General features: G+C 63.5%; 21 protein-coding genes. 11 read left to right on the top strand and 10 right to left on the bottom strand.

Annotated features, from left to right (window positions below):
• Positions 1-49: 49 nt before the first annotated feature.
• The 3 genes from G9U53_RS11325 to G9U53_RS11315 are packed head-to-tail and all read right to left on the bottom strand — an operon-like array spanning position 50 to position 5,602.
• Complete coding sequence (locus tag G9U53_RS11325) at positions 50-3,247, bottom strand: carboxyl transferase domain-containing protein (protein ID WP_081557177.1); 3,198 nt, start codon at positions 3,245-3,247, stop codon at positions 50-52.
• Entirely contained in the window at positions 3,244-4,941 is a 1,698-nt protein-coding gene (locus G9U53_RS11320) for an AMP-binding protein (protein WP_081557176.1), read from the bottom strand. The genes G9U53_RS11325 and G9U53_RS11320 overlap by 4 nt, the downstream gene beginning before the upstream one ends.
• 25 nt (positions 4,942-4,966) lie before the next feature.
• Positions 4,967-5,602, bottom strand: coding sequence for a TetR/AcrR family transcriptional regulator (locus tag G9U53_RS11315; protein ID WP_054828442.1), 636 nt, complete (start codon positions 5,600-5,602; stop codon positions 4,967-4,969).
• Positions 5,603-5,752: 150 nt separating this feature from the next.
• On the opposite strand from G9U53_RS11315, the gene G9U53_RS11310 reads away from it, so the two are divergent.
• Both G9U53_RS11310 and G9U53_RS11305 read left to right on the top strand, forming a co-directional pair.
• A complete protein-coding gene (locus tag G9U53_RS11310) occupies positions 5,753-7,129 on the top strand; it encodes a M20/M25/M40 family metallo-hydrolase (RefSeq protein ID WP_080726737.1) in 1,377 nt (458 codons plus the stop codon).
• The gene (locus G9U53_RS11305) at positions 7,126-8,688 is read left to right on the top strand and encodes a TRAP transporter large permease subunit (RefSeq protein ID WP_064688019.1); all 1,563 of its coding nucleotides are present in this window, start codon (positions 7,126-7,128) and stop codon (positions 8,686-8,688) included. Before G9U53_RS11310 ends, G9U53_RS11305 begins: the two co-directional genes overlap by 4 nt.
• A gap of 1 nt (position 8,689) precedes the next feature.
• Here the strand turns inward: G9U53_RS11305 and G9U53_RS11300 are convergent, their stop codons facing one another.
• Entirely contained in the window at positions 8,690-9,277 is a 588-nt protein-coding gene (locus G9U53_RS11300; RefSeq protein ID WP_003944177.1) for a DinB family protein, read from the bottom strand.
• A gap of 18 nt (positions 9,278-9,295) precedes the next feature.
• On the opposite strand from G9U53_RS11300, the gene G9U53_RS11295 reads away from it, so the two are divergent.
• The 4 genes from G9U53_RS11295 to G9U53_RS11280 all read left to right on the top strand — a co-directional run bounded on the left by G9U53_RS11295 (position 9,296) and on the right by G9U53_RS11280 (position 12,995).
• Positions 9,296-10,543, top strand: a complete 1,248-nt coding sequence (locus G9U53_RS11295) for a hypothetical protein (protein ID WP_042453265.1) — start codon at positions 9,296-9,298, stop codon at positions 10,541-10,543.
• Positions 10,544-10,611: 68 nt separating this feature from the next.
• Positions 10,612-12,258, top strand: coding sequence for an MFS transporter (locus G9U53_RS11290; protein ID WP_050657053.1), 1,647 nt, complete (start codon positions 10,612-10,614; stop codon positions 12,256-12,258).
• Between the two features lie 3 nt (positions 12,259-12,261).
• Complete coding sequence (locus tag G9U53_RS11285; protein ID WP_007735911.1) at positions 12,262-12,714, top strand: DUF6325 family protein; 453 nt, start codon at positions 12,262-12,264, stop codon at positions 12,712-12,714.
• Complete coding sequence (locus G9U53_RS11280) at positions 12,711-12,995, top strand: SHOCT domain-containing protein (RefSeq protein WP_007735909.1); 285 nt, start codon at positions 12,711-12,713, stop codon at positions 12,993-12,995. Before G9U53_RS11285 ends, G9U53_RS11280 begins: the two co-directional genes overlap by 4 nt.
• A gap of 1 nt (position 12,996) precedes the next feature.
• On the opposite strand, the gene G9U53_RS11275 is transcribed toward G9U53_RS11280, so the two are convergent.
• From G9U53_RS11275 to G9U53_RS11255, 5 genes are all read right to left on the bottom strand, one after another.
• Positions 12,997-13,680 (bottom strand): SagB family peptide dehydrogenase, encoded by a 684-nt coding sequence (locus tag G9U53_RS11275; RefSeq protein WP_165638696.1) that lies wholly within the window; start codon positions 13,678-13,680, stop codon positions 12,997-12,999.
• On the bottom strand, positions 13,677-14,657 hold the full coding sequence (locus G9U53_RS11270) for an ABC transporter substrate-binding protein (protein WP_081557174.1): 981 nt from the start codon (positions 14,655-14,657) through the stop codon (positions 13,677-13,679). The genes G9U53_RS11275 and G9U53_RS11270 overlap by 4 nt, the downstream gene beginning before the upstream one ends.
• Entirely contained in the window at positions 14,654-15,448 is a 795-nt protein-coding gene (locus G9U53_RS11265; RefSeq protein ID WP_064688022.1) for an ABC transporter ATP-binding protein, read from the bottom strand. The genes G9U53_RS11270 and G9U53_RS11265 overlap by 4 nt, the downstream gene beginning before the upstream one ends.
• A complete protein-coding gene (locus G9U53_RS11260) occupies positions 15,445-16,512 on the bottom strand; it encodes an iron ABC transporter permease (RefSeq protein WP_047272720.1) in 1,068 nt (355 codons plus the stop codon). The genes G9U53_RS11265 and G9U53_RS11260 overlap by 4 nt, the downstream gene beginning before the upstream one ends.
• 84 nt (positions 16,513-16,596) lie before the next feature.
• Positions 16,597-17,856 (bottom strand): MFS transporter, encoded by a 1,260-nt coding sequence (locus G9U53_RS11255; protein ID WP_054827487.1) that lies wholly within the window; start codon positions 17,854-17,856, stop codon positions 16,597-16,599.
• A gap of 92 nt (positions 17,857-17,948) precedes the next feature.
• Between G9U53_RS11255 and G9U53_RS11250 the strand changes: the two genes are divergently transcribed.
• From G9U53_RS11250 to G9U53_RS11230, 5 genes are all read left to right on the top strand, one after another.
• A complete protein-coding gene (locus tag G9U53_RS11250; protein WP_047272767.1) occupies positions 17,949-18,137 on the top strand; it encodes a streptamidine-related RiPP repeat protein in 189 nt (62 codons plus the stop codon).
• A gap of 94 nt (positions 18,138-18,231) precedes the next feature.
• Complete coding sequence (locus tag G9U53_RS11245) at positions 18,232-19,044, top strand: hypothetical protein (protein WP_165638695.1); 813 nt, start codon at positions 18,232-18,234, stop codon at positions 19,042-19,044.
• Positions 19,041-20,471, top strand: a complete 1,431-nt coding sequence (locus tag G9U53_RS11240) for a CocE/NonD family hydrolase (RefSeq protein WP_165638694.1) — start codon at positions 19,041-19,043, stop codon at positions 20,469-20,471. Before G9U53_RS11245 ends, G9U53_RS11240 begins: the two co-directional genes overlap by 4 nt.
• Positions 20,464-21,804: a YcaO-like family protein gene (locus tag G9U53_RS11235; RefSeq protein ID WP_075831737.1), complete on the top strand. Its 1,341-nt coding sequence runs from the start codon at positions 20,464-20,466 to the stop codon at positions 21,802-21,804. Before G9U53_RS11240 ends, G9U53_RS11235 begins: the two co-directional genes overlap by 8 nt.
• Positions 21,801-23,093, top strand: coding sequence for a YcaO-like family protein (locus tag G9U53_RS11230; RefSeq protein ID WP_165638693.1), 1,293 nt, complete (start codon positions 21,801-21,803; stop codon positions 23,091-23,093). Before G9U53_RS11235 ends, G9U53_RS11230 begins: the two co-directional genes overlap by 4 nt.
• On the opposite strand, the gene G9U53_RS11225 is transcribed toward G9U53_RS11230, so the two are convergent.
• Positions 23,040-24,011: a hypothetical protein gene (locus G9U53_RS11225; RefSeq protein ID WP_042453287.1), complete on the bottom strand. Its 972-nt coding sequence runs from the start codon at positions 24,009-24,011 to the stop codon at positions 23,040-23,042. The two genes, G9U53_RS11230 and G9U53_RS11225, sit on opposite strands and share 54 nt — an antisense overlap.
• Positions 24,012-24,016 lie beyond the last annotated feature (5 nt).

Raw genomic sequence — 24,016 nt, 5'->3', positions numbered from 1 at the left:
AGGCTAGTTGCCCCGCCCACGTGCGGCAACAGCTCGAATCAGCAGGATCTCAACTGTTTCTGCAGAGTTGTCTGATCCATCCGCGGGTATCGGCCGGATCGATGACGTCGTCCAGTTCGAACGTGGTCGCCGCCATCAGCGCCTTGCCCTGTGCGTAGGCCAGTTCCACGAACTGACCGAACAGCGTTTCCCGAGCCACCGGATCTTCGACGGACTCGAGTTCCTTGCGGAAACCGAGACGCACAGCACCTTCCAGACCCATCGGCCCGATCTCGCCCGTCGGCCACGCGACCGTGAACTCGGGGGCGTGGAAGGAACCACCGGCCATTGCCATGGCGCCCAACCCGTAACCCTTGCGCAGGATGATCGTTCCGAACGGCACGGTGAGGCGAGCACCGGCAACGAAGAACCTGCCGAACCTTCGAACCGTCGCCTCCTCCTCCGAATCCGGGCCCACCATGAATCCCGGTGTGTCGCACAGCGTCACCAGAGGGATGCGGTGCGCTTCGAGCAGTTCCAGGAAATCCGAAGCCTTGTCCGAGGCTTCCGCGTCGATCGCGCCGCCGAGATGCTCGCTGCTGTTCGCCAGCACACCGTACGGAACTCCTTCGACACGAACGAGTGCGGTTACTACACCGCGTCCGTAGTCTCGACGCAGTTCCAGGACGCTGTCGACGTCCGCGATTGCGTCGATCGCTCCACGAACGTCGTACGAGCGCAGGCGATTCTCCGGCACCACATGCCGCGAGAGCCGCGGATCCGGAGCGGTCCACTCTCCGCTCGCACCCTGGAAGTAGCCGAGGTACTGCTTGGCCAGCGCCACCGCATGAGCGTCGTCGTCAGCGACCAGGTGTACGACGCCGTTGCGGCGCTGCACGTCGATGGGGCCGATGTCCTCGGGGCGAAAGTTTCCGAGCCCGCCGCCCTCGACCATGGCAGGACCACCCATCCCGATGTTGGCGTCCGGTGTCGCGATCAGGACGTCGCACGCGCCGGCCAGGGCCGCGTTGCCTGCGAAACAGCGCCCGGACACGACGGCGACCATGGGCACCCGCCCGCTCAGCGCCGCCATGGCGCGGAAGGTTCCCAGCTCGAGGCCCGCCCCGGCGCCGGCGTCGGTGTCACCGGGGCGACCGCCGCCACCTTCCGCGAACAGCACCACCGGAACTCGCTTGCGATCGGCGATCTCGAGCAGGCGGTCGGTCTTGGCGTGATTGCGCATGCCCTGGGTACCGGCGAGCACCGAGTAGTCGTACGAGATCACGACGCTCTCGCCGCCGCTGATGGTCGCCACTCCGCCGATCAACCCGTCGGCAGGAGTGTTGGCGATCAGGTCTTCCTCGCTTCGCCGACTCCGCTGCGCCGCCAGCGCGAGAGCGCCGTACTCGACCAGGCTGTCGTCGTCGACCAGGTCGTAGACGTTCTCGCGAGCAGTCCGGCGTCCCAGCTTGTGACGCTTCGCCACGGCTGCGGGCCGGGCCGGGTCCAGGGTCACCTCGTGGCGAGCGATGATCTCCGCGAGATCGGGACGCACGTCGTCGAGGTCCACCTCGTCGACCTCGGCGAGCTTCGATCCCGCGCTTGCACTACGGACGACGAGCAACGGTTCGCCCGCACCCACCGACCTCCCCGGTGACGACAGGACCCGGACCACTTCGAGATCACCGGGCGCCGAGAGAACATGCTGCATCTTCATCGCCTCGAGGACGGCAACCTGGCCACCCGCATGGACGCCGTCACCGACTGCCGCGAGTTCGACGACGATGCCCGCCATCTGTGCACGGACCACATCCTCGTCCGGTGCCACGTCCACAGACGAGGAGGGCGTTTGTGGGCCAACGTCGGGGACGAGGTCCGCCAATCGAGAACCCAACCAGTCGACGTCGACCAGGCCGTCGCGGAAGTCCTTGTCCGACAGTATTGCCTGCAGGAACTCGATGTTGGTCGCTACGCCGCCGATGGCGAACTCACTCAAAGCGGCAATCGACTTGCGCACCGCGGCAGGGAAATCCGATCGACGCGTGTGGGTGATCACCTTTGCCAAGAGCGAATCGTAACGCGCACTCGGCGAGAGTCCGACCGTACCGAAGGTGTCCACTCGCACGCCGGGCCCGCCCGGAGGAGTGAAGTTGTCGAGCGTGCCCGACGAGGGCAACGCATTGCCGTCCGGCGTCATGGTTTCCATGTTGACGCGGGTCTGGATCGCGATTCCCGAAGCGTTTGCCACGGATCCGACTGTCTCCGAGCCCTTCTCGACAGCGATGATCCCTGTTGGCAAGTCCAAGTTCTCGAACGGAACTCCGTCCGCGATCGCGAGCTGCACGGAGACGAGGTCGACTCCGGTGACCTCCTCGGTCACCGTGTGCTCCACCTGAATTCGGGGATTGACCTCGAGGAAGACGAAGCCGCGTTCCTCGACGAGGAACTCGACCGTCGCGATGCCGCGGTAGCCGACCTCGGCGCACAGCCTCGCCGCCGCAGCGTGAAGACGATCGCGCAGGGCCCCCGACAGCCCCTGCGCGGGCGCAACCTCGATCAACTTCTGATGGCGACGTTGGACGCTGCAATCGCGGTCACCCAGAGCGAGCGCGTGGGTTCCACCTTGCCCCGGTGCCGCCACGATCTGCACTTCGATGTGCCGAGCGTGCTCACTGAGTACCTCGGCGAACAGTGCCGAACTGCCGAATCCCGACTGGGCTTCGGCCGCACACACACGGTACGCGTCGTCGAGTGCTTTCGGGTCACGCACCGCGCGCATGCCGCGGCCACCGCCGCCGCTGAGCGCCTTGATCATGATCCCGCGGGAATTGCGCTCGAAGAATTCACGCACCTCGTCGAGGTCGGCGTTCGCCGATGTCGACGGCAGGACCGGCACTCCTGAGTCGACAGCCGCGGTGCGGGCACTGGCCTTGTCGCCGAAAGTCCGGAGAACCTGGGCGTCCGGGCCGACGAAGACGATGCCCGCCTCGGTACACGCCTGCGCGAATTCGGCGTTCTCACTGAGGAACCCGTAACCTGGGTGCACGTGCGTGGCGCCTGTTTCGGCCGCGATCTTCAGCAAAGCCCCCTGATCGAGATACGCGGATGCGCCCGACGCTCCGAGCGGCACCGACTCCGTGGCCGCCGCGACGTGCGGACTGGACGCGTCGTCCTCGGCGTACACCGACACCGTCTCGATCCCGAGTTCACGGGCAGTTCGAATGATCCGCAGCGCAATTTCGCCGCGGTTCGCAATCAGCAGTCTCACTTGTCCCCCTGAGTGCGCTCGAACAGATCGCCCTTGCGCACCTTTCCTGTCGCTGTCATCGGAAGCGCCTCGAGCACTTCCACTTCGGGCACCTTGTACGTGGCCATGTTCTCCTTCGCCCACGAGACGATCTCGTCGGCCACAGTGTCGGAACCCTCGACCAGTTGGACAAACGCAAAAGCCACCTGCCCCTTGTCCGGGTCCGGTTTCGGCACCACCGCAGCCTTTTCGATCGCCGGGTGCAGCATGAGCAGCGCTTCCACCTCGGAGGGAAAGACACTCATGCCGTTGGTCTTGATCATTTCCTTGTTCCGCGCCAAATAGTGCAAACCGCCACGCTCACTGAACTTTCCGACGTCACCGGTCTGCAGCCAGCCGTCACGGATGGCGTCGGCGGTGGCCCCCTCGTTGCGGTAGTACGCGGAAAGGATGGATGGGCTGCGCACGATGATCTGCCCGTGCTCGCCGACGGGAACCGGCCTGCCGTCGTGATCGACGATCAGAACGTCGGTGCCGGGCACCGGAATTCCGCAGAACACCGGCTCGCTTTTCAGGTCGTAGTCGCCGTCCTGGAAGCCGAGGGTGATCGTGTCCGCGGTGTGGGTTTCGGTCATGCCGTAGCTCGCTTCGCGCAGAACGCCGCCGGTAGCCTCGCGCCACCGCTGGCGCGTGGCCGGATCGAGTTTGAGAACGAACGAAACTGCCATGACGTTCTGGAGTGTCGAGAGATTTCGCTCCGCGAATCCTGGCGTGTCCATCAGTTCGACGTAATTGTCGACAGTTCCGACCAGCGAGGTCACGCCGTAAGCCTCGACAGCGTCGAGCGTGGTCTCCGCATCCCAACGATTCAGCAGGACCACGGTTCCGCCGTTGACGAGCGGAACCAGGATGCCGAAGTCCTCACCTGCGATCCAGAAGATCGGCAGAAACACCAGGGACACCGGCGGATTGGCACCCACCTGGTCACCGCCCGCAAGCGTCGCGGTGGCCGCGGTGTAAACCATGTGGCGCTGAGTGTGCTCACAGCCCTTGGGCATTCCCGTCGTTCCGCCCGTGTAGTTCAGGGCGGCGAGGGAATCGAGTTCGGTGGCGACAGGAGTCGCCCGCTCACTGGTGATGATCGACTGCCAGTCGCTCAGGCGCGGATCGTCGACCTCGAAGGGCAGTTCGACGGTCGGGATCGCCGTCAGCATGTCCGACACTGCAGTCTTCGCGACGTGTTCGAGTGGAGTCTGTGAGCGAACCTTCTTCACCAACTTCGAGAAGGTGTTCTGCGTCAGTAGGACCTTGACGCCGGCATCGTTGAGTTCGTGAATCAATTCATGTTCACGGAAGAGTGGATTGATCGGCACGTGAACCGCACCGACCTTGAGAATGCCGAGCATCGCGATATGGAACTGAGGGCAATTGACCAGGTGAACGCCGACGCGATCGCCGCGTTCGACTCCGAGTGACAGCAGCCATCCGGCAAAACGATCCGAAAGCTCGTCGTATTCGGAATACGTGATGACCCGGCCGTAGAAGACGATGGCAGGAGTATCCGGCCGCTCGATCGCCCAATGCCGCAAGTAATCGACAAGTCCCCCACCTTCGAGCGGATACTCGACGGCGCGGGGAATGCCGGCGGGCCAATGCGCGTGTTGCAGCGCAGAGATCTCCGCCAGAGCCGCTTCGAGCACGTCTTGTTCTGCCACCGATCACTCCATTCGTAAAAGAAATCTATTTCGACTCTTCGAACCCGATCAACCGCTCGGACATCGTCGTCATATCTGCAATGAACTGGTTCTGCTCTTCGACACTCGCCTTACTCAGTCGTGCTCCACCGGCCATCTGTGCGTCCGAGATCATCTGAACGAGCACCGGGGGCGAAACACAGGGATCTACGTCGTGAACCCGTCGAATCCGTTCGACAAACCGGACGTAGCGGCTCACGAGCTTTTCGCGAACCGCCGACCAACTGCGCTCGACCTCGGAATCCACCCGCGCCCGATGCTCGATCACCGCGAGCAGGTCACCGTAGGTGTACACGGCCGTGATGAACGCCGACGTGGTCGTTCGGAGAACTTCGCGTAGATCCTCGGCCGCCGGGCCCTCCATGTGCTGAGCGTCGAGGAAGCGTCGGCACATCATTTCGGCGACGGCGCGGAAGACCTCGTCCTTCGACGAGAAGTACGCGTAGAAGGTCGCCCGGGACACATCAGCCCTGGTCGTGATCGTCTCGACCGTCACGGCGTCGTATCCGAGTTCGCCGAAGCAGAGGGCAGCGGTGTCGAGCAGTCCGGCACGGCGTGGACCGTCGCCGAGTTTGCGGGCTGTCCGCGCTCGCTCCTGCGTTTCACTGGTGGTCACCGTCACAGTGTGTGTTGACGTTGACGTCAATGTCAAGAATCGCGAGCCCGGCGCCCCACTTCGGCTTTTTGTTCGGGTCACCCTTTCACACCCCGCATATCGGGTGTAAGACTCTGCCTCTAATGTTTTTCGCCTTTCCCAGAAGGAGTCAATTCCGTGCCGGAAGAATCCGCCTCGCCCTCCTATTCCACAATCAAGGAAACAGTTGCAGCTTTGATGCCGGCACTGGAGTCGGAACTCGTCGAACTTGTTCGTATTCCGTCGATAGCAACAGAAGGTTTCCCCAGCGAGCCCCTGTTCGAGGCTCACGACCTGATCGTTTCTCTATTGGAGAAGTCCGGAGTCACGAAGATAGAGAAACTCGAAATAACAGGTAAAACTGCGCCGGTCATCATTGCAACAGTTCCCGGTCCAGAGGGAGCCCCGACCGTATTGATGTATTCGCATTACGACGTCGTTCCCGCCGACGACGTCGAACTCTGGGATTCACCGCCTTTCGAACCGAGCAAGCGTGACGGCGCGATTTACGGCCGCGGTACGGCAGATTCGAAGGCAAACGTCATCGGCATGATCGGCGCGCTTCGCGTCTTCGACGGAAAGCCGCCAGTGACGGTCAAGCTCGTCATCGAAGGCCAGGAAGAATTCGGCAGCCCCTTCGACAACTATCCGCCGGAAGCCCCCGAATTGTTTGCGGCCGACGCAATGGTCATCGCCGACGTCGGGAGCGTTCGACCCGGATCACCGACCCTGACCGTCGCACTGCGCGGATCGGCCCAGGTGATCGTCGAACTCACCACTCTCGGAGCCGACAAGCACAACGGCCTCTACGGCGGCGCCGCACCGGACGCCCGCCTCGCGCTCATCCGCGCACTGGCGTCGCTGCACGACGACAACGGTGACGTGGCGGTCGACGGCCTCATGCGCGAACCGTGGACCGGCAGTTCATACACCGAGGACGAGTTCCGCACCCTCGCCGAGATCCGTGACGGGCTTCCGCTGCTCGGAACCGGCGGCATCGGCGAACGCATCTGGTCGGGCCCGGCCATCACCGTGACGGGAATCGACGCTCCCCCTGTGGACGGTGCGGTCAACGCCGTCGCAAGCACGGCCCGCGCCGTGATCAATCTGCGCGTACACCCGCGCCAACCTGCCACCGAGGCGCAGGCTGCTCTGGTCCGGCACCTGGAAGCCCTGCGCCCCTTCGGTTTGCAACTGACCGTCACCGCGGGAGAAACCGGCGACGGGTTTGCGGCAGCCGAAGGTGGACCGGCCTTCGACGCGGCATTGTCTGCACTATCGCAGTCGTGGGGTGAGCCGGCCGGGCTGATGGCAGGCGGCGGCTCGATCCCCCTCGTGATGGCCTTGGATACAGCAGTGCCCACCGCCGAGAAGCTGTTGTTCGGCGCCACCGACGGTTACGCGAACATCCACGGCCCCAACGAACGCGTCCTGCTCGACGAGCTCGAGAAGGCCGTCGTCGCCAAAGCACTGTTCTTCCAGGAGTACGCCGACACCTTCGAGGGGAAGAAATGAGCACCGAAACCGACACGGGGTCCGCACCTACTCCGGCCAAGAAGAAATTCGAGTTCCCCGGCGCGGTCACGATGCTCGCGATCGTCACCGTCCTGGTATGGATTGCGGCACTGTTCATTCCGGCCGGACGCTTCGGCGTCGACGTGGACGGCTCACCCGTTCCCGGCAGCTTCGAAACCGTCACGTCTCCGCTGTCGTTCTGGGAACGAATCCAGCAACTGATCCTCTCCCCCGTCAACGGCCTCTACGGCGTACAGGATTCGATCACCGGGTTCGTCGACACCGACAACATCGGACGGCTCTTCGGTTCCGTCGGCGTAGTCCTCTTCATCATGGCGCTCGGTGCGTTCATCTCGGTCAGCTTTGCCACCCGCAGTCTCGAAACCGCTGTCTCCCAGCTGGCTACCAAGCTCAGCGACAAGGGCTGGTTGCTCATCACCGTCATCATGGTGCTGTTCTCACTGCTCGGTTCGACAATGGGCTTCTCGGTCGAGACGTTCGGCTTCTACGCCCTGCTCATACCGCTGATGACGGCACTGGGCTACGACCGCATGGTCGCGGCCACCATGATCATCCTCGGCGCTCTGGTCGGAAACATGGCGTCGACCGTCAATCCGTTCTCGATCGGCGTCGCCTCCGGTGAGGCAGGCGTCTCCATCGGTGACGGCATCGTGCTGCGCGTGATCCTGTGGATCATATTGACCGCTGTGGCAGTGGTATTCGTTCTCCGCTACGCCGCAAAGGTGAAGAAGGATCCGTCCAAGTCGCTTGTCGGTTTCGACATCGCGGACGACGAAGACGAAGAGCCGGCCGAGCCGGTGGACATCGACGGCAAGCTCACCGGAACTCAGAAGCTGGTACTGCTCATCACCGGACTCACCTTCGGACTGATGATCTTCTCCGTCATCCCGTGGTCGAGCATCTTCGGCGCCACCACCGGTCCGGCCGAGTACGACGCGTACCACGTCACGGCAACCGAGCCCTACTGGTTCGAGTTGAACTGGTGGTTCCCGCAATTGGCGATGCTGTTCATCCTCGCCGCCGTTCTCGTCGGCATAGTCGCGAAGATGGGTGAGAAGAAGATCGTCTCCCTGATCACGCGTGGAGCCGGCGACATGGTCGGACCGGCGATCGTCATCCTGCTCGCTCGCGGCGTCTCGGTGATCATGACCAACACCGAAACCCTCGACACCATCCTCAACGCGATGGAGCAATTGGTCAGCGGCGCTTCGGCGGGGGTCTTCGCGATCCTGGTGATGCTCGTCAACATCCCGCTGGCGTTCCTGATCCCGTCCAGTTCCGGTCACGCCACCCTGGCGATGCCGCTGCTCGCACCGCTGGGCGACTTTGCCGGAGTCAGCCGAGCACTCGTCATCACCGCCTTCCAGATGGGCCACGGCCTGATGCTGATGGTTGCCCCGACCAACGTCGTCGTTGTCGGCGGGTTGGCCATGGCGAAGGTCGGCTACGACAAGTTCCTGCGCTTCGTCTGGCCACTGCTACTGATCAACTTCGTGATCGTTGTCGTGGTGATCGGCGCAGCAGCGGTATTCGAGTAGTTCAGGCGTGGTGGGCCTCGCGTGCCGCCGTCTCCAGACGGTCGGTGTACTCGGCCCACCACGCCTCATCGCCGGGAGCCAGATTGTTGTCGCCCGCCTTCATCCCAGCGGCGCCGTCGATCAGCTCCCGCACGATGTCCGCGTGGCCGGCGTGCCGATGGATCTCGGTGACAACGTGAACGAGTATCCGGTGCAGTGTGACGTCGCGACGATCCTCCGGCCAGTGCTTCACGAAGCCGGGGGCGTCCAGATCGTGCTCCTCGATCGTGGCGTCGGCGAAAGCCCAGGTGCGGCGATAGGTTTCGACGATGTCGGCAGTGGACTCGTCGGCGCGGGCCCACATGTCGACGTTGAGTTCCTCCGAACGCAACCACGCGGGGAGATCGGGAACCCGACGGCCGAACGTAGGACCGAAATACCCGAGCTCGACGCCGATCATGTGTTTGACCAGACCCAACAAGTTGGTCCCTGTCCGGGTCATCGGGCGCCGAATGTCATACTCCGACAGCCCGTCGAGCTTCCAGACGAGCGCATCACGTGCTGCCTGCAGGTACCGCTGGAGATCTTCCTTTTCCGAGTTGGTGGTCATGAAACCAACCTAAACCGAGTGGAGCAGACATTGACAGCGGTCGAGGATCTGACCGAGGTTGCCTCCCGGGCCGTCGCCGCCGAGCGTGACGCCCGGTCGGTGCGCTGGCACAACCCGGCAGCCGTCCGCAAGGCTGCCGCGGCCGTCCGTGATTCGCTCGACGACGAACGATCAGCGCTGAGCCGACCGTCGTACAGCGGGTTGTCACCGTCGCCGCACATGGCGCGTCAACTCGAACTGATCACGACGTTGCAGCCGCCACTGCCCGCCGACGCCGGCATCGGCACCGCCGCGCAGGCCGAGGCCGACGCCGTCGCCGCGGTGACCACCGCACGGATAGCCTTGCGCGCCGCCCACCTTGCGGTTCTCGAAGCACGCGTCGCCGCGCTCGATGCCGGTGACACCGATACCGTCGCCGCCGCGATCCGCGGTTACGTCCCGCTGAACTCGGGCAACCCCGTCGTCCGGCACGTGCAGGATCTCGGCTCCCGGATCCGTGAGGAAGCACGGCACGTGGTGAGTGGTAAGCCTCGGTCGATCGCATTTCGGCTGGGGCTGAGCCTCGGAATGGGCTTGGCGTACCTGGCATTCATTCGCCTCTTCCAGTGGGACGCCAAGGAAGATCGACTGCCTTATCTTGCGCTGTACGCACTCTCGGGTGTGGTCGGAAGCGTCGTGTGCACCAATGCGCTCAGCTTCGACGCCGGCCGCGTGCGCGCTGCGTTGTCCGGTGGAACGAGGCTCTGGCACGTGCTCGTCGCGAAAAACGCGGTGATGCTGCTCCTCGTCGGCAGCGCCGGGTTCCTGCTCAGCGCCGTCCTCGCGTGGCGCTCCGGAAGCAGTGCCGACCTGGTGAAGGCGTGCGGCCAGGTGCTGACCATGATCCTGCTCTGGTTGGGGGTCGCGAACGTGATGTCGGTGAGCTTGCCGCTGCGGGCAGAACCGATGACGGCGCGGCGCCACGACGGCACGTGGAAGCAGTTCCTGCTGTCCTTCGTCATCTCGTACGGTGTCGGACTGATCGTCAATCTGATGCTCTACTGGCGCGTCTGGGCAAAGACGACGCTGCTCGAGCAGATGGGCGGTCCGTGGATTCCGGTCCTGCTGCTCCTCGCGAGCGCGGCCGCGACGTGGCTGTTGCTGACCGTGCTGGCGGTACTGCTGGCCGAGCAACCGCGCTTCCGGCGCGCCTTGCACCGGGAGATGGTGGTCTACCGCGAAGAAACCAACCACTTGCAGGCGACCATTCAGCACAATTCCGGCTAATGTAGCCGTGCGTGGCTGATCCGGGCACGTCGCGAGTACACGCAGTGTCGAGGAAGGCGTGACCCATCATGTCCGTAAAGCCTGGCGCGGCCGCCACAACGGCCGCCGTGAGCACCGCCTCCTGGCTACCACTCATCGTGGTGGTCCTCACCCAGATTCAGGCGTCGTTCGCCGTCAACGCCCTGACCGTCTCGATGGCCGGCATCACCACCGATCTCGACACGCCCGCAACAAGTGTCGGCACCGCGATCACCGCGGGCACCTTCGCCATGGCTGCCTTCATTCTGTTGGGGGCCAAGATCGGCGCCCGTTACGGAACGCGTCTGGTCTTCCAGATTGCCGTCGCGATTCACGGCCTCGCAATGGCCGCGGTCGCCCTGAGTCAGAGCCCGGCAATGCTGTTCGTGGCCCAAGCTGCATCCGGCGCCGTGATCGCCCTCATCGCTCCTGCGTTGACGGTCTTCATCGCCACGAACTTCAGTGGCGATCAGCAGGCAAAGGCCATCGGTTACCTGGCAGCAGCAATCCCGGCGGCCGGTGTGCTGGCGCTGCTCATCGCCGGTTCCTTCGCGACGACGATCGGGTGGCGATACTCGTTCGCCCTCGTCGTGGCTCTCGCGGTGGTCAACCTGATCCTGAGCTTCCGGGTCAAACCTGTTCCCCCGCAGAAGGACATCACCATCGACTGGGCCGGCGCCGCCATTGCTGCCGTTGCCGTCATCCTGCTCAGCTTCGGTTTCAGCGGCCTGAACTCGTGGGGCGTCATCCTGGCCACCGACGCTGCGCCGTTCTCGGTCATCGGTGTTTCACCCGCGGCCATCCTGATCGTCCTCGGCACCATCTGCGCGCAGGGATTCTTCCAGTGGACGCGAAGCCGCAAGGCGCAAAACAAGCCTCAGCTCTTCAACCTCGACGTCCTCAAGACCGGCGCCGAGCGCGCCACCACGATTTGCATGGCGACGATGATGTTCGTGGGAACCGCGGCCAACTTCCTCATTCCGCTGTACATGCAGATCATCCAGGGCCGCAGCAGCTTGCAGACGTCGTTCTCGATCATCCCGTACACACTTTCGATCTTCATCGCGAGCACCGTCGTCGCGCGTCTGTACAAGACGTACTCCCCGCGTCTGATCGCACGAGCCGGGTTCGTCGTCGTTGCCGCTGGACTCATCTTGTTGGCCTTCACCATTCGTGGCGACTGGCATCAGATCTTTGTCGTCATCGGACTGATCACCCTCGGCCTCGGGCAGGGCGCCATCGTTGCGCTGGTGTTCAACACCCTCCTCACCGCAGCTCCCAAGGAACTGGCCGGCGACGTCGGTGCCTGGCGGGGACTGGTACACAACATGTCCGGCAGCGTCGGCATCGCGGTGGCCAGCGTCTTCGCCGTCGGAATCCTCGGTTCCCTCGTCAGCTCGCAGCTGATCGACAACCCCACCATCCCGGCATCACTCAAGGTCGAGTCCGGGATCAATCTCGACCAGGTCAACTTCGTCCCCAACGATCAACTCGTCGTGACGCTCGAAAACACCTCGGCGACACAAGCACAGATCGACGAAGCCATCCGGATCAACACCGAAGCGCGCTTGCGCGCCCTGCGAACCTCGCTACTCGTCCTCGCCGGACTCTCCCTGCTCGCCATCATTCCGGCCGGCCGCATGCCCGACGAAGTACCTGCTCTGGAAGAACCGCAACCCACGAAGGGCAAGAAGTAACCGATGTCCAACCAAGACCAATTCGGTCCGATCGAATACGTTGCCGTCGAGTTTCCCGGCGGTGCACCGACCTCCGCAGGATTCGAGCAGCTGCTCACTCTCGTCGACTCCGGCGTGATCCGCATCCTCGACCTCGAGTTCGTCACCAAAGCCGCCGATGGATCAGTGGCCGTCGTACCGGCATCGACCTTCGAACTCGCAGATTTCGATCTGGCGCAGTTCGACGGCGCAGCCTCCGGACTGCTCGACGCCGGCGACATCGCCGCCGTTGGTGACGAGTTGGCCACCGGTAGTGTTGCCGCCGTGCTCGTTTACGAGGAACTGGCCATACTGCCGGTGATCGACGCGTGGACACGCAGCGGCGCAAAGATTGTCACCGAAGGTCACCTGAGCTTGGACGAACTTGCCACCGCACTCGACAACACCGCACCAGGCAATACGGAGAAGGACGCATGAGTTTCTTGAGGCGAGCCGGCCGGGTAGCCGTCGCAAGCTCCATTCACGGCAATGTTCAGCGCCGTCAGCGGACCCGTTGGGCCGCCGAAGATCAGGCTCGCGCAGCGCAGGCCCAGCCGGTGCCGCCGATTCCCGATCTACCACCCCTGCCACCGCAGGCAGCTCCGGCAGCATCGATGGACTTGAAGCTCGAACAGCTCACCAAGCTGGGCGAACTCAAGAATGCGGGAGTATTGACCGAGGCCGAGTTCGAGACCCAGAAGGCACGTATTCTCGCCTGACCTAGCTGCGCCTCCCGAGTGCAAAAGCCATGACGGGAAGCTGCGTCGTCGCGAGATTCAACAGAGATGCCACTCGCGCATCCGTGAATCCTGCGATGGCGCAGCCCGCAAGTCCCATCGCCTCGGTCACGAGGTACAGATTCTGAACCAGCACACCGGCATCCACGTGCATCGTGCGGTAGTGCCGCATCGCGTACTTCTCGAGCGGAGCTTCGACGTCGGCGACCACAAACAGAAGAACCGGGAACACGTCGACGAACTCGGGTTGGAGAAGGCTCGCTCGAAGGTGCTCTCGCACGTCGCCTGGCCGGACAGCTTCGGCACGGCCTCGGGCATATCGGTATACCCCGGCTCCGAGCTCGTCTCCGGGTCGGCTGAGAACAAACGACAGCGTCAGTTCGCGCATCCCGCCCGCCGTCGGGCTGCTGACAACACTGTGGTGCAACACGTTTGACAGCTCGCCTGCTCGGAGTGCCGTCTGTGCGGGGTCGTAGCGGCTCCGCCGTGCCTGCAAGACGTCCGCGAACCCGCAGGCCGGCAGTGGCGTCGCGGCCGGCAGTTCCACGGATTCACACGTCACCGGCGGCAGTGCATGCTCGTCGAACGGTAGCTCCGACGGACTCACCGTCCGGTCCAACACTGCATGCAGCGATACGACGGCCTCGATTCGCTCGAGTGCGGTCACGAACCCGGGTGCAGCAGGCGAGACACCTCGCCGGCCCCGTCGATCGAGACCAACTCGCCGGCGAACCACGCCTCCGGAACGGCAAAGATCGCATTCGACGCCGCGGCGGGGGTTCCGGCAAATGCCGTCCGCGCAGCATCCAGGGTGGATTCCCGAGCCGACTCGGTGGAGTAGACGACGAGGACAGCCTTCGGCGACTTCGCGAGCACCGATTCCGTGGCTACCTGGCCGAAGTACTTTCCGTCGGGAAGGTCGTTCTCGAAAAGATTGCTTCCCCCGGCGGCCTCGAGCACACTGCTGTAGAGGCCCCTGGCCAGAGCATAGGACTGTCCCTCCGAAACCTGAACCATCACAGTGGGAACCGGCTCCTGCCCGGCGACAGATGCCTCGGTTGCTGCGAGGGACTTCTTGCCGTCGGTCAGGAGGGTTGCTGCCGCGTCACTTGTTCCGGTCAAGGCGCCGAGACCGTCGAGGTCGGACCAGACGTCGTCGATCCGCCCTTCGGTGACGGCCTTGTGGCAGTAGCCGCTGTTCACGAAGATCGGGATGCCGAGGTCACGCAATTCGTCCATGGTCTGCAATCGGTCACCGTCGAACCAGTATTCCCCGTCGGAGACGATCAGATCCGGACGGGCGTCGAGCAATGCTTCTTTCGCGGGAACTCCGGTGCTCAGTACCGGCACGGCCGCGAACTGATCAGCGAGTTCGGGGCTGGGAGGAGAGAGGTCGGTATTCGATTGTCCGACAATGCGGTCGGCGGCGCCGAGCTGAATGAGAAGTTCCGTCATCGACGGATACAGCGAGACAATCCGCTCCGCCGTCTTGGGCACCGTGACCTCGCGATCACAATTGGTGACGGTGATCTTCTCGGACGCCGACGCCGCCGAATCCGCCATGGAGTTTCCGCATGCGGTCAGTACTGCAGTGGCGGTAACGGCCGAGCACATCAGCGCGGCAGTACGTATCGAGGATTTCAAGACACTGCTTCTTTCGTGTGTAGGAGCGGAGGTGCGAACGAGAGCAGGGGGCGCCCGGTCAACGGATGAGTGCCGAGATGCACCTGAACCCCGAATACTTCGGACAGCAGGTCCTCGGTGAGGACCTCGGCCGTTGGTCCTGTCGCGACAACTACCCCGCCGGAGAGCAGACAGACGTAGTCGCAATACGCTGCGGCCAAAGCGAGTTCATGGATCGCGACAATCGTCGTGGTACCGAGTTCGGCGACCAATTCCATCAATTCGAGTTGAGCACGGATGTCGAGGTGGTTGGTGGGCTCGTCCAGGACCAGCACCGACGGTTGTTGAGCGATCGCCCGGGCCAACATCACACGCTGTTTTTCTCCGCCGGACAGTTCGGCGAAGAGACGTGATCCAAAGCCCTGCATGCCGGTTCGCACCAGTGCGGCGCTGACGATGTCTCGGTCGATCTCGCCGAGTCGAGAGAACGCGCTGTGATGCGGCGTCCGACCCGTTGCAACCACCTCGCGGACACTGAACGAGAAATCGGATGAATGCTCCTGCCCCACAACACCGATGATGCATGCCGCCGATCGAGGCGAGAGATCGTCCCAAACATTCACCTCGTCCACCTTCACGATTCCGCTTCGAGGCTTCATCGAGCGATACAACGCGCGCAGGAGGGAGGACTTTCCACTGCCGTTCGGTCCGACGAGTCCGACCACGCTTCCCTCGGGCGCTTCGAGGTCTACACCCGAAACCACGAGGCGTCCGCCCCGAACGACGTGAATTCCGCTGGCCGACAATCTCATGACTGCGCACCGCCGTCCCGTCGAAGCAACCAGAGGAAGAACGGTGCACCCAATCCGGCGGTGATGATCCCGAGTGGTAATTCGTTGGGCGCATCCAACATCCGAGCCGCAAGATCGACGATCACCAGGAAGGTGGCACCAACCAACGCGGTCGCGGGGAGCAGCTTGCCGTGATCGGAACCGACCAGAAGTCGTACGGCGTGCGGCACGAGCAGCCCCACGAAACCGATTCCCCCGGCGACGGATACGACAACCGCGGTCAGCAACGACGCGATCACCAGTAGTAGCAACCTGGTACGGCGCACGTCCACGCCGACCGATTGCGCGCTCTCGTCTCCCATGGCCAACGCGTTGAGTTGGCGCGATTGTGTCAACAGAATTGCCGCACAGACGGTGATCACCGCGGCGGGCACACCGAGATCCGACCAACTGGCCCCGCTCACCGAGCCCAGCAACCAGAAGAGCACTCCCGAAAGCTGACTCGGATCGGCGCGCAACTGCACAAAACTTGTTGCAGCCGAGAGCAGATAGCCGATGGCAACTCCGGCCAGGACCATGCGCAGCGGGACGAGCATTCCCTCTCGCCGACCCAGTACGAGAACCGCGATCAGGGAGATCATGGCCCCCAGGAAGGCTGCCACCGGGACACCGATCGACAGGCCGGTGCCGATGCCGGTCGTCATGATCAGTACTGCACCGAAGGATGCTCCGGAACCCACGCCCAGAATGTACGGATCGGCAATCGGGTTGCGCACCAACGCTTGCAGCACGGCGCCGGCCAACGACAATCCGGCGCCCGCCAATGCCGCAATCAGAATGCGCGGTACCCGCAATCCCCACACGATCCGATCGAGCAGCGGGTCGACCGGCGGACCGCCGACGTGTGCGTACAACACCGCGAACACGTCGGCAAAGGACACCGACGCGGCACCCGACCACACCGCGACGGTGGAGACCGCGACAAGCACAACCGCCGTGGCCAACAGAAACGGGACGTACCCGCGCTCACCGACGGGATGTGGACACGACGGCACTCGTGGTGCTGCCTCGCTGGTCAGCGTCATCGCACTCCTGAGTCGGTGGGGTTCGCAGTCATGAACAGGTGGATCTAACCATAACGACAGTCGTTTTCATTAATAGTCACATGCTCATTTGTGCGGATAAGGGTCGGTCCGCAGCGCGCTCGCCCACGCGAAGAGCGCCCCGACCAGCGCAAAGATGCACGCAACGAGGTAGGCGGTGCCGATGTCCCAGCGTCCTGCGATTGCCCCGGCAATCAAGGCGCCGACCGGCGAACCACCCCAGGCGACCATCCTCGCCGTGGTGTTCACGCGCCCCTGCAGACGATCTGGAGTCAGGCGCTGACGTGCACCGATGCCATTGAGGATGGTGACGGTCGCACAGCCGGAGTAGACGACGAGCGCCGTGATCGCGGCGCCGGTATTGCCGGTTGTCGCAACGACGAACAGCACCACCGGGCCGATGGTCAGCGCCCCGACCGTGATCGCCCCGACCGGCCACTGCGCCGGTAGGCGTGGGAGCAAGACTGCCCCGACCACTCCACCCACGGAGACGGCCGTCCACACGGCGCCGATCATCGGACTCGACGTCGAAATCCCAAGCCTCTCGGATGCGTACACCACCAGGAGCGCCGTAACCGCACCCTGCGTCAGCGAATTGACGAAGCCGACGCCGGTCAAGGCCCGCAGAAGCGGCGACTGCCAGAGGAAGTTGAGGCCTTCGCGTATGTCACGCGCAATTCCGGTTCCCGACTTCTTCGGCGCCGCAGGAGTCATCGAAAACGAGGCTCCGATCGAGGCCATGGCCAGCCCGGCCAGTACGTAAGCCAGTGCATCAGCACCCAATGCGTAGGCCGGGCCGATCGAGGCCACAAGCACGCCGGCTATCGCCGGAAAGACAACATCGATCAGCGTGCTGGACGTCCACAGCGCGCTGTTGGCCGCCGGTATCCTCTGCCGACCGACCAGAGCAGGCAGCGCTCCGAAAGCAGCGGCGTCGAACCACACGAAACACGTTCCGATGCACATCGATACGCCGACGGCATGCCACGCCGTCAATACGCCGAGTGCCTGCGCTGCCGGAATACTCGCCAACGCAAGTGCAGCTAGGGCCTGCGCACACAGGATGACCGTCCGCCGGTTGACTCGGTCTGCCACGGCGCCGGCGAACAAGCCGAACACGAGATACGGCAGAACCGTCCCCGCAGCCGCGAGCGAGGTGAGAAACGGAGACCGGCTGATGTCGAACACCAGGATCGGCATGGCCACTCCGGTGACCGCCGCACCGGCTACGGCAATCGTACGAGCCGTGAAGAACAATCGAAACGATCTGTCCCGAAAGACATGTGGTTGCGCTTCGACGGATCCCGTCGTCGGGGTCTCGCTCATGTATGCACTCTCTTGTACCTGTTGCTCTCCGTGGCGATCTTTCGTACGGTGGCATCGTAATGGAAATGGTTTCCATTACGGAAGGGATGACAATGAGCAACATTTCGTTCGACAGCATCTCCAACTCGGCTCCGGCCAATGCACTCCAGGGCGTCGGCACCAACGCTCTCGTCGACAACCCGTTCACCTTCGAGCCGGTTGCCGAGGCAACGTCCGCACACGCCCTGCAGGGTGTGGGCACCAACGCCCTCGTCGACAACCCGTTCAGCTTCCAGAGCTGAAACCTCCCCTGATCCAGACTGTTTCGACAGTCTGATCTGCCGATGACCCCGCCCGCATCCGACTCGTCGGGTGCGGGCACCGACAAGGAGATCCGTGTACGCCCTCGCCGACGGACACCAGCTGTATCCGACCACGGACGGCACTTGGCATTACCTGACACCGGACGAGAACGCGGTCACGATCGGCGCGCCGGCCGAAGACCTCGCGGAACTCGACAACTTTCTCAGGCGCTCTGGTTCGGTGCTCGGCCCGGGAGCTATCGAGATCGCCGACGCCCTCGTCTCTCGCGGCGTGCTGGCTGTTCCAGGTCAAGTGCCAGAGATTCCGCGCCCACAGCGTGTGCTGATGGACGGGATCGGGCCCGTTGCCGATGCTTGCATCGCCCTGCTCTCCAAGGCTCTTCCGCATCTCGAGGTCGTATCCACTACTGCGCCAATCGAAGACGACGTTGCGTCGTCGGACCTCGTACTGTCGGTTGCCGGGGCTCCTCCTCACGACGAGTGGTCGGAACTCGATACCTGGTGCCGCCGAAACCAAACACCGTGGCAAACCGTCCACGCGGAGCTGGGTGAGATCTGCATCGGACCCTTCTTCGACGGTATCGGCAGCGCAAGCTACCGGGACGTCTGCGGTCGACGGCTTGCCGCGTCGCGCGTCCCGAATCATCTGCAGGCACTGTGGAATCACCTCGCCGGCAGCGAACCTCGCCCGCTCGAACTTGAACCCACCGCAGCCGCAATGGCCAGTGCGCTTGCATGTTCGGACGTCGTGGCTGGTGTACATGGCGCACCGCCATCACACCTTCACCACCAGATCCGGATGAATCCGCGAACCCTCATGATGACTCGCCATCCCGTGCTACCACTGCCCGGCGGCGTTCTCGAACCCGCGCCGACGCTCCGGTGATCTCACTCGGAGTGAAGATCCCGGCGGCAGACGGTTCTTCGTTGGCTACGGATGTGCTTCTCCCACCGGATTCTTCACCGCGGGGACTGATCGTGATCCGCACCCCGTACGGGCGTGGATGGCATCTGGCGGAGGGGCTCGAATGGCGATCACGAGGAATTGCCTTCATCTGTCAGGACGTACGTGGACGGCACGATTCCACCGGATCTTGGGTACCGTACGTCCACGAGCGCGAGGACAGCGCCGCCCTTGCCGAGTGGCTGCAGGATCAGCCGTGGACACCGGAGTGCGTCATCGCAAGCGGGGCTTCGTATGCGGCCGGAACCGCCTGGGCATTTGCTGCCGAGACCAACAGCGCCGATCGGTCATTTCGTGTAGACGGCGTCGTCTCCAAGGTGCCGACCATCGGAAGCGACCGCGTCAAACGTGATCCCTCGGGGATACTTCTCCTCGCCGAGCATCTGGCGTGGTGGGGCGAGCACGGAGATTCGTCTTCCTCTCGTGAGGGTTTCATCCCTGAACTGATGCGTTCGGATTCGTCTTTGCTGGAACATCTCCCGGTGCAGTCGATGATCGAGGAGGTCGGCCTGACCTCCGATTCACCGGGCTGGTTGACGCCGATCCTTCGCGCTCGTAAACGCGAAGACTTCGGTGGCGATGATCTGGTGTCCGCGGACGAACTCTCCGAACTCGACATCGCCGGGCTGCACATCGGCGGTTGGGACGATGCGATGATTCGGGAGACACTGCGGCACTTCACGTCCGTGGGGCGCGGGCCGCAGAGTTTGATCGTGGGCCCCTGGGCGCACGACCTCCGCCCTGGAATGGTCGGCGAGACAAGTTTCGGCCGCCTTCAGGTCGAGTGGATGGAATCGGTATTCGCTGCGCGGCCCCTGACCATCAATCGGGTATTCGACCGGGGTGTCGGCGAATGGTCGACCGAACCGTATGTCACGGGTGCGAATCGCGTTCATCTCGAACCAGATCGCAAGGATGCGGCCTACAGCTTCCTGTATGACGCCTCACGGGACCGAAACAACTGTGTTGTCTTGACTTTCGATATCAAGCACGACTCCGCACTCTCCGGAACACCATCGGTGGAGCTGAAAGTGCACTCGCCCGAGGGCGAAGCCGATTGGATCGCCGAACTGAGCGTCGTCGATCCCGCTGGAGTCACCAGATCGATCGCACGTGGCGCGGGTGTCAGCCTGCAGCCGACGATGGTGACAATCGATCTGGATCCCGTGTTGCACACAGTGCGCGCGGGTGATGTCTTGTCGCTGCGGATCGCCGGATCGGACTTCCCCCGCCTCGCACGCAATCTCGGAGACGGTGATCGCTATCGAGGAACACGCAGTACCGCACTGCACCAATCATTTTCCGGGTCGTTGACCCTGCCGATACTCGGAGGAACTGACGGTGGATGACTTGCTGGTCGACGCCCGGAGCGGCGTGCTGACCTCACTGGAACCACACATTCGCTCGGACATGCCGACGGGCTGGGTCGGTTGGGCCGCGAGGGTGGCCGACACCAGAAACTTCGGCGGCAGCGGTTCACTGTTTCGCGCGGACCCTTACGGATTCGGGGCTTCGATACGCAACGATGCAGCGGCCCGCGGGGCGGCAACCGGTGAGGCCGTCGAAAGATATTGCGGCAACGTGGTCCCCGAAGATCTGGTCCGCAGCAGTGCATCAGCGCTGGAACTGGCCGGCTCACGGGTCGTCGATCCGGCGAAATTTGCGTTGTACAGCGAGGATCAGTACCGCCTTCCCGGATTCCCCTTTGTTCCCTTCACCTCTGATCTGAACATTCGCTGGGCATTGGGTCACACCATGGACGAAAAGGTGCCCACCTACGTGCCTGCGGCCCTGACTTATCTCGGGTACTACACAGGCACCCGTCGCTGCGAGCCACCGATCGCGTCGTTGCAGTACGCCGGAATCGCAGCGGGACGCTCACGCGACGAGGCCGAGATGTCAGCTCTGCTGGAACTTCTCGAACGCGATGCCACCGCGCTGTGGTGGTGCGGGGACCGGTCACAGCCGGCGATCGAGCTTTCCGACTGGGAGCGGTTGCCTGCGCACCGCCAACTCGGGGATCTGGAGAGCCAGACCCGGAGCGTTCGAGTGCTGCTGCTTCCCTCCCCCTTCGGCATTCCCGTCGCCGCAGCGTGGATCCGCGATGACCGACGTGGACTGGTCGCGCTGGGCACAGCTTGTCGACCGACGGTGGAGGCGGCAGTCTCGAAGGCGCTTGTCGAGGCGTATGCCGTACTTGCCATCACGATCGACCTCGCCGACCCCGACGGGCCGACCTGGCGCAGCGTGGCGGACGGAACGCTGCCGGCGCACCTGTACAAACCCTTTCGGGCCGACCGTCGTTACCGGGACGAGTTCGATCCGCAATGGAAAGACATCGTCGATCTGCCGACCGTCGCCCAACTCTATCTCGATCCCGTGATGGCCCTGGCCGCAGAGGAACATCTCTTCGACTACACCGAAACACTCTCGGTATCAGAGATTCCCGACGAAGCGCCGTTGGATCTGGCTTCTCTCGTAGCGCTTCTGATGTCACGGGGACACCAGCCGATTTCCGTCGATCTCACCACCGGCGACATCTCGATTGCCGGGTTGCACGTCGTCCGCATCCTGACTCCGGGCCTGTACAACAACGCCCCAGCAGCTTTTCCCCTTCTTGGAGGTAGCAGATTGACCAGCGCATCGACCACCCATCTGCATCTGCCGGTCCCCCTCGCATGACATCTTCGCTCGTCGACCGCCGAACTGGGATCATTCGAGAGTTGGTCGACGCCGTTGTTCCCCAGCACTTTCCGCCCGAGTTCAAGCTGATTCACTCGTATGTCAGTGATTCAGCACGCTTTTCACCCTGGTCCAGTGACTCGGCCGGCGCCGGATATTGCTTCGATCTGGGTGACCGTGCGCGGCCTACCGCAGCTGCGATAGGCGAAGCGGTGGAACGGTATTGCGGCAACATCGTCGCCAAACCGATCGTCCGCGAGTCCGCCGAAGCGTTGATCGGAGCAAGCATCGACCTGTCACAACTCGCGCGTTTCGACACTGCCCAGTACGCGCGGCCACAGTTCCCGTTCGTCGAACCAACCGACGATCTGGAGATGGACTGGACTCGCGGAGCCGACCTGATCACGGGTTCGGATATCTGGGTACCGGCCGAACTCGTCTGGGGTTCGTATCCTCATTTCGTCGCCCGGACGGGTCCGGCGATCTCTCCGGTGGCTCAGGCGGGTCTCGCCGCCGGACCCTCGGTGAAGTTCGCAATCGACAATGCCTTGCGCGAGATAGTCGAACGAGACGCGATGACGTTGTCCTGGAACGGAAGACGCGGCGTTCGGATCGTCACCGGCATTCCCGAGGTGCTTCGGCGACTGGGGAATCACGGCACCCTCTCGACCAGGTGGTTGTCATTCGACAGCGATTTCGGGATCCCGGTGCTCGGCGCCCTCGTCCACGACGGACTCACCGGATACTCGACCATCGGTACCGCCTGCCACGAAGAAGCGCAGACGGCTGCGTTCAAGTCACTCGGCGAAGCGCTTCAGCTGCAGCTGCTTTCCGCCGACTACGACAACCCGGAGAGCGGCATCGGTCGAGCCGCGGCCTCCCCGACCAGTCCGCTTGCGCCTTGGCGAGCTGACCGAAGCTATGCAGGCGCCTACCGATCGGATTTTGCCGACGTGATGGACTACGGATGCCACCTGCAACTTCACCTGGACCCGGAGATCCAAGCACGATTCGAGAGTGAGCTGGTCGGTGCCGTCGTCGGCGAGGTGGGACTCGACTCTCTGACATCAGCCGCCGGCACCGAAAGCGCTCTGACGGCAGCCGGTTTCCGGCCGGCATGGGTCGATCTCACCACAACTGATGTTCTCCACGCCGGCCTGCACGTCGTCCGCGTCGTCGTACTCGGTTGTCTCACCAATGCGGCCGCCGGATTGCCGTTTCTCGGCTCGCCCCGACTAGTGGACAGTCTTGCCGGACGATCGGCTCGCACCATCCCATTGCCGCACTGACAGTTCGGGAACCGCCGCTTGCAACGACTCGGTGGTTTCCACCGCGTGGAACCACGTCGGCTTCGAGATCGCGGCATCCCGAATCACCTGCACGGCGCGCGCGGCGATAGCTGCCGTCGCGACCGACTGGCTACGCCCCGAAACCCACAGCGCCGGGCCGGTATCCGCTCGGGCCATCGCTACCCAACGATCCGAGCCCCACAGCTTCTTCGGCACGACCTTCTGTAGCGCGGGTGCCCACGTCATGGCCGCAAGTCCGAGCGTCGCGGTGGACGTGTCCAATCGCAGGTACGTCCTGACCGGAACACCGAGGTCTCGCGTCAACGCATGCTGGTCCGAAAAGTCGGCCCGCACAGCAGGACCGGTGCGGTAGCCGGTCGCATCGGCCGGTATTCGAAACGTCTTCATCCCGGTGTAGTTGCGAATCGATCGTCCGTCGGGATCAGGAAACCTCGTGCCCAACATCCCGTACGTCCACGCCGTTGCGGCCGGCCCGTGTAGTTCTCCACCGCCGAGGCCGATCAGGATGTCCACGGGTCCGTCGCCGAGTCGATGCGCCTCGGTTGCAAGGACACTGGTCAATCCCGGCGCCAACCCGACGCCCATCAGAACGGGTCCGTCGACCGCTTCCAATTCTTCGCAGTAGCTCGAGGTCGCCGTGATGTCGACGAATGCCGCCCCACCGCGTACCGCTTCGTCGGCCAGGCGAACATCCTCGAAACCCGACGCATTCACCACGACATCGAAGTCTCGAACCACAGTCGAATACGCGCCTGGTTCTTTAAGATCAACGACGACGTCCGCGCGGGCAGGGTCACGGCCGGCGGAGTACGCGGAGATTTCGGGGACCTTCGCGAGTTGTTTCATCAGGGGAATCCCGACGGCACCGTAGCCACCGAGTACAAGAACCTTCGTCATTACTT

The sequence above is a fragment of the Rhodococcus sp. D-46 genome (assembly GCF_011290655.1).
GTDB lineage: Bacteria > Actinomycetota > Actinomycetes > Mycobacteriales > Mycobacteriaceae > Rhodococcus_F > Rhodococcus_F qingshengii.
Note: the sequence above shows the minus strand (reverse complement) of the source record. Positions and strands in the feature narration are given on the sequence as shown.

What these genes read in the sequence shown, in the direction of transcription:
- G9U53_RS11300 (WP_003944177.1), bottom strand. Translation starts at nt 9,277, where the DNA reads ATGACCACCAACTCGGAAAAGGAAGATCTCCAGCGGTACCTGCAGGCA.
- G9U53_RS11265 (WP_064688022.1), bottom strand. Translation starts at nt 15,448, where the DNA reads ATGAGATTGTCGGCCAGCGGAATTCACGTCGTTCGGGGCGGACGCCTC.
- G9U53_RS11255 (WP_054827487.1), bottom strand. Translation starts at nt 17,856, where the DNA reads ATGAGCGAGACCCCGACGACGGGATCCGTCGAAGCGCAACCACATGTC.
- G9U53_RS11285 (WP_007735911.1), top strand. Translation starts at nt 12,262, where the DNA reads ATGTCCAACCAAGACCAATTCGGTCCGATCGAATACGTTGCCGTCGAG.
- G9U53_RS11305 (WP_064688019.1), top strand. Translation starts at nt 7,126, where the DNA reads ATGAGCACCGAAACCGACACGGGGTCCGCACCTACTCCGGCCAAGAAG.
- G9U53_RS11260 (WP_047272720.1), bottom strand. Translation starts at nt 16,512, where the DNA reads ATGACGCTGACCAGCGAGGCAGCACCACGAGTGCCGTCGTGTCCACAT.
- G9U53_RS11230 (WP_165638693.1), top strand. Translation starts at nt 21,801, where the DNA reads ATGACATCTTCGCTCGTCGACCGCCGAACTGGGATCATTCGAGAGTTG.
- G9U53_RS11225 (WP_042453287.1), bottom strand. Translation starts at nt 24,011, where the DNA reads ATGACGAAGGTTCTTGTACTCGGTGGCTACGGTGCCGTCGGGATTCCC.
- G9U53_RS11280 (WP_007735909.1), top strand. Translation starts at nt 12,711, where the DNA reads ATGAGTTTCTTGAGGCGAGCCGGCCGGGTAGCCGTCGCAAGCTCCATT.
- G9U53_RS11290 (WP_050657053.1), top strand. Translation starts at nt 10,612, where the DNA reads ATGTCCGTAAAGCCTGGCGCGGCCGCCACAACGGCCGCCGTGAGCACC.
- G9U53_RS11250 (WP_047272767.1), top strand. Translation starts at nt 17,949, where the DNA reads ATGAGCAACATTTCGTTCGACAGCATCTCCAACTCGGCTCCGGCCAAT.